The organism is Streptomyces sp. NPDC047117, from assembly GCF_040643545.1.
Taxonomy (GTDB): Bacteria; Actinomycetota; Actinomycetes; order Streptomycetales; family Streptomycetaceae; genus Streptomyces.
Genome location: NZ_JBEYUN010000047.1, coordinates 1 through 4,507, shown reverse-complemented (window position 1 = coordinate 4,507; position 4,507 = coordinate 1). Strand labels below are relative to the sequence as shown.

Annotated in this window: 3 protein-coding genes; all 3 read right to left on the bottom strand. The window is 67.2% G+C overall.

Annotated elements, in window-relative coordinates; all coding sequences use genetic code 11:
- Positions 1-22 precede the first annotated feature (22 nt).
- A complete protein-coding gene (locus ABZ840_RS37660) occupies positions 23-940 on the bottom strand; it encodes a DUF881 domain-containing protein (protein WP_361568590.1) in 918 nt (305 codons plus the stop codon).
- Positions 941-1,025: 85 nt separating this feature from the next.
- Positions 1,026-3,521, bottom strand: a complete 2,496-nt coding sequence (locus ABZ840_RS37655) for a mannose-1-phosphate guanyltransferase (RefSeq protein ID WP_361568588.1) — start codon at positions 3,519-3,521, stop codon at positions 1,026-1,028.
- Positions 3,522-3,634: 113 nt separating this feature from the next.
- Positions 3,635-4,243, bottom strand: a complete 609-nt coding sequence (locus tag ABZ840_RS37650; protein ID WP_361568586.1) for a CDP-alcohol phosphatidyltransferase family protein — start codon at positions 4,241-4,243, stop codon at positions 3,635-3,637.
- Positions 4,244-4,507: the final 264 nt, after the last annotated feature.

Sequence of the window (4,507 nt, the reverse complement as noted above, 5' to 3'; positions counted from 1 at the left end):
ACGATGAGGCCCAGTACGGCGATCACGATGTGCCCTTCCCTGTGTCGGTGCCGCCCGGCTGCGGGGCACCGGTCTTCGGCTGTGCGGTTCGTACGATCAAGCTCGGCGCGGGCGGCAGCGTGAGCTCGCCCTCGGTGGAAATCCGGGTGCGGACGCCGTAGTTCTGCTGCAGCACATGCAGGTACTGGCCGTCGGCACTGTCCTGGAAGGCGGTGCTGAGCCGCTGCCCGTCCCCCACCGCCAGCACCGTATACGGAGGTGCCAGCGGTTTGTTGTCGACCAGTATGGCGTCTCCCGCCGCCCTGATCGCCGAGAGGGAGGTGAGCCGCTGCCCGTTGACGGAGATGGCCTCGGCGCCGGACTCCCAGAGACCGTTGACGACGCGTTGCATGTCCCGGTCACGCACCCGGCCGGTGTCGGAGAAGCCGGAGCTCTCACGGGGGCCGCCACTGCCGGCCTCCGCCTCCTTGGCATCGTCCACGACCAGCTTCACGCCGGGCCCGGTGACCTGCGTGGAGCCGGACAGCAACGCCAGCAGGTCGGCCCGCTCGCCGCCGCTCTTCTTGAGCGCCTTGCGCTGCATGTCGCCGACGTCGTCCCGCAGGGAGTCGACGTGCTGCTGCAGTTTGTCGGCCTTGTCGGTGCCCTGGTCGATCCGGGCGATGAGCTCCTCGCGCTCCTTCGCCATGGTCGGTGCTGATATGCGCGCCTGAGCGGCGCCCACCGTGACGACCACTGCGGCCAGCACCAGGCCGGCCGCGAGGCCCAACTTGGCCCGCAGCGTGCGCGGCAGGCCACCGTCCTCCGCCGCTTTACGGGCCGCCGCCTCGGCGTACCCGTCGTCGAGGCTGTGCTCCATGACATTGTTCAGCAGCGACATGGAGGCATCGGGGCGCGGAGCGGGTCCGGGGCTGCTCCGTTCGGGGTGCTGCTGCGACATGCCGCACATCGTCGCACGTCGGCGGCGCACTCTCCCAATGGCCCCACCGGCGCGCCGAATCGAGACGCGCCGATGGGGCCCCAGGTCAGCGGCCCGCGCTGTCCACGACGGACGACCATTCGTCCAGGAGCTGCTGCGCGGAGGCATCGTCCGGGCCCTCCGCCCACAGGTGCGTGACCGCCTCGGCCGGGTCGGGCAGCACCAGTACCCAGCGCCCGTCGGCCTCGACGACCCGTACGCCGTCGGTGGTGTCCACCGAGCGGTCGCCCGCCGCCTCGACCACGTGACGCATGACGAGTCCCTTGACGGCCCACGGGGTCGCCAGGTCGCGCTTGAGTACATGGGCACGTGGGATACGCGCGTCAATCTGGCTCAGCGTGAGCTGCGTACGGGCCACCAGACCGATGAGCCGCACAAAGGCAGCCGAACCATCGAACACGCTGGCGAACTCGGGGACGATGAAACCGCCTCGGCCGTCGCCGCCGAAGATGGTGTCGTCCGCCCTGCCCACCCGGGTCAGATCATCGGGCGAAGTCGTCGTCCACTCCACCTGCGTACCGTGGTACGCCGCCACCTGCTCGGCGATACGCGTCGTGGTCACGGGCAGCGCCACCCGGCCGCTGCGCCGCTCAGCAGCCACCAGGTCGAGCATGACCAGCAGCGCGCGGTCGTCCTCGATGATCCGCCCTCGCTCGTCAACGAGGGAGAGCCGCTCACCCACCGGGTCGAAGCGCACGCCGAAGGCCGCCCGCGCCGAGGCCACGATCTCGCCCAGCCGCACCAGGCCGGAACGCCGGGCGTCCTCGGTCTCGGTCGGCCGCGACTCGTCGAGACCGGGGTTGATGGTGAGGGAGTCCACCCCGAGCCGGCCCAACAGGCTGGGCAGCACCAAGCCCGCGCTGCCGTTCGAGGCGTCGACGACGACCTTGAGCCCGGCTTCCGCGATACCCGTGGTGTCCACGGACCGCAGCAGCGAGCCCGTGTACGAGTCGAAGACGCTGGACGGGAAGTGCAGGTCGCCGATCTCGCCGGGGAAGGCGCGACGGTACTCCTGCCGCGCGTAGACACGGTCGAGCTTGCGCTGACCGCCCTGCGAGAGGTCCGCGCCCCGCTCGTCGAAGAACATGATGTCCACGGAATCCGGCACACCCGGCGTCGTCCGGATCATGATCCCGCCGGCACTGCCCCTGGCGGTCTGCTGACGGGCCACCGGCAGCGGCACGTTCTCCAGATCGCGTACGTCGATCGCGCTCGCCTGGAGCGCTGAAATCACCGCGCGCTTCAACGCCCGGGCACCACGTGAATGGTCGCGGGCCGTGGTGACCGACGAACCCTTCTTCAGAGTCGTCGCGTACGCACCCGCGAGCCGCACCGCGAGCTCTGGCGTGATCTCCACGTTCAGAATTCCGGAGACTCCACGGGCGCCGAAGAGATGCGCCTGGCCGCGGGACTCCCAGATGACCGACGTGTTGACGAACGCGCCCGCCTCGATCGTCTTGAAGGGATAGACGCGTACGTTCCCCTGAACAATCGATTCCTCACCAATGAGGCACTCATCGCCGATGACGGCGCCGTCCTCGATACGGGCCGCCCGCATCACGTCGGTGTTCTTCCCGATCACGCAGCCGCGGAGGTTGCACTGCTCGCCGATGTACACGTTGTCGTGCACCACGGCCTTGTGCAGGAACGCGCCGCTCTTCACGACGACATTCGATCCGACGACGGTGTGCTCGCGCAGCTCCACGCCGGCTTCGACCTTCGCGTAGTCGCCGATGTAGAGCGGGCCGCGCAATACGGCGTCCGGGTGAACCTCCGCGCCCTCCGCCACCCACACACCCGGCGACATCTCGAAGCCGTCGATATCGACGTCGACCTTTCCTTCGAGAACGTCGGCCTGCGCCTTCACATAGCTTTCGTGCGTGCCGACGTCCTCCCAGTAGCCCTCGGCGACATAGCCGTAGATGGGCTTGCCTTCCTTCATGAGCTGGGGGAAGACATCGCCGGACCAGTCCACCGGAACGTCCGGCTCCACGTAGTCGAAGACCTCGGGCTCCATGACGTAGATGCCCGTGTTCACCGTGTCGGAGAAAACCTGGCCCCAGGTCGGCTTTTCCAGGAACCGCTCGACCTGGCCGTCCTCGTCGACAATCGTGATACCGAACTCGAGCGGGTTGGGAACCCTTGTCAGGCAGACGGTGACAAGGGCGCCCTTCTCCTTGTGGAAACGGATCAGGTCGGTCAGGTCGAAGTCGGTGAGGGCGTCACCGGAGATGACGAGGAAAGCGTCATCCTTGAGCGCCTCCTCGGCGTTCTTGACACTGCCCGCGGTGCCGAGCGGCTTTTCCTCATTGGCGTAAGTGAGCTCCATGCCGAGCTCTTCGCCGTCACCGAAATAGTTGCGCACCAATGAGGCCAGGAATTGCACCGTCACTACGGTCTCACTGAGGCCGTGCCGTTTCAGCAGCCGCAGCACGTGCTCCATGATCGGCCTGTTCGCCACCGGAAGCAGCGGCTTGGGCATGCTCGAAGTCATGGGCCGAAGGCGCGTGCCTTCGCCGCCCGCCATCACAACGGCCTTCATGTCGGAAGCGTCCTCCTCGAAGAGATGACGATCTTGCCGACTTCACCCGTCCCGATGGCCCACTTTTTGCTGGTGGGGCATCCGGCCTCACGCGTCTGCCGGTTAAGGCGAGCTCAGTCGGCCGCGGTGTCCGCCTTGATGATGCGGCGGACCTGAACCACGTAAAGGATTCCTGCCCACCAGTAGAGCGTTGTACCCCATCCGGCGAACGCCCATCCGAAAATAGCAGCGAGCGTATGCAGCCAGCCACTTCCGTCACTGAGAAGCAGCAACGGGAAGGCATACATCAGGTTGAACGTGGCCGCCTTGCCGAGGAAGTTCACCTGCGGCGGACCGTACCGGTGCCGGCTGAGCCACCCCACCGCCACCAGCAGCATCAGCTCGCGAGCGAGCAGCGCAATGGTCAGCCAGAGCGGAAGGATCTCCCGCCAGGTCAGCCCCACCAGGGTGGACAGTATGTACAGCCGGTCGGCCGCCGGGTCGAGAATGCGGCCCAGGCTGCTGATCTGATTCCAGCGGCGGGCCAGCTTCCCGTCCAGGTAGTCGCTGACGCCGCTCAGAGCCAGGACGAGCAGCGCCCAGCCGTCGGCCTTCGGACCGCCGAATTCCGGCCACAGGATCAGCCACAGGAACACGGGCACGCCGATCAGGCGAGCCATGCTCAGAATGTTGGGGATGGTGAGGACGCGATCGGTCTGGATCCGCGTCTCCTGAACCTCCACCCGTGGGCCTCCTGTGGAAACGTAGCGATGATGCCCCATGACTTTACCTGCCCGGTTCGTCCCCCTGTACCGCGGGCCCCGTATCGGCCACGACCAGGCCGGCCGCCGCGCCGGACCGTGTCCGGAAACAGCCGCCGGCCACCGCACCGGTAACCAGAGGCACCTGAAAAACAAAAAAGCTCCGGTCCCTGAACCAAAAGGCTCAGGGACCGGAGCTGAAGAATTGTTCGGCGGCGTCCTACTCTCCCACAGGGTCCCCCCTGC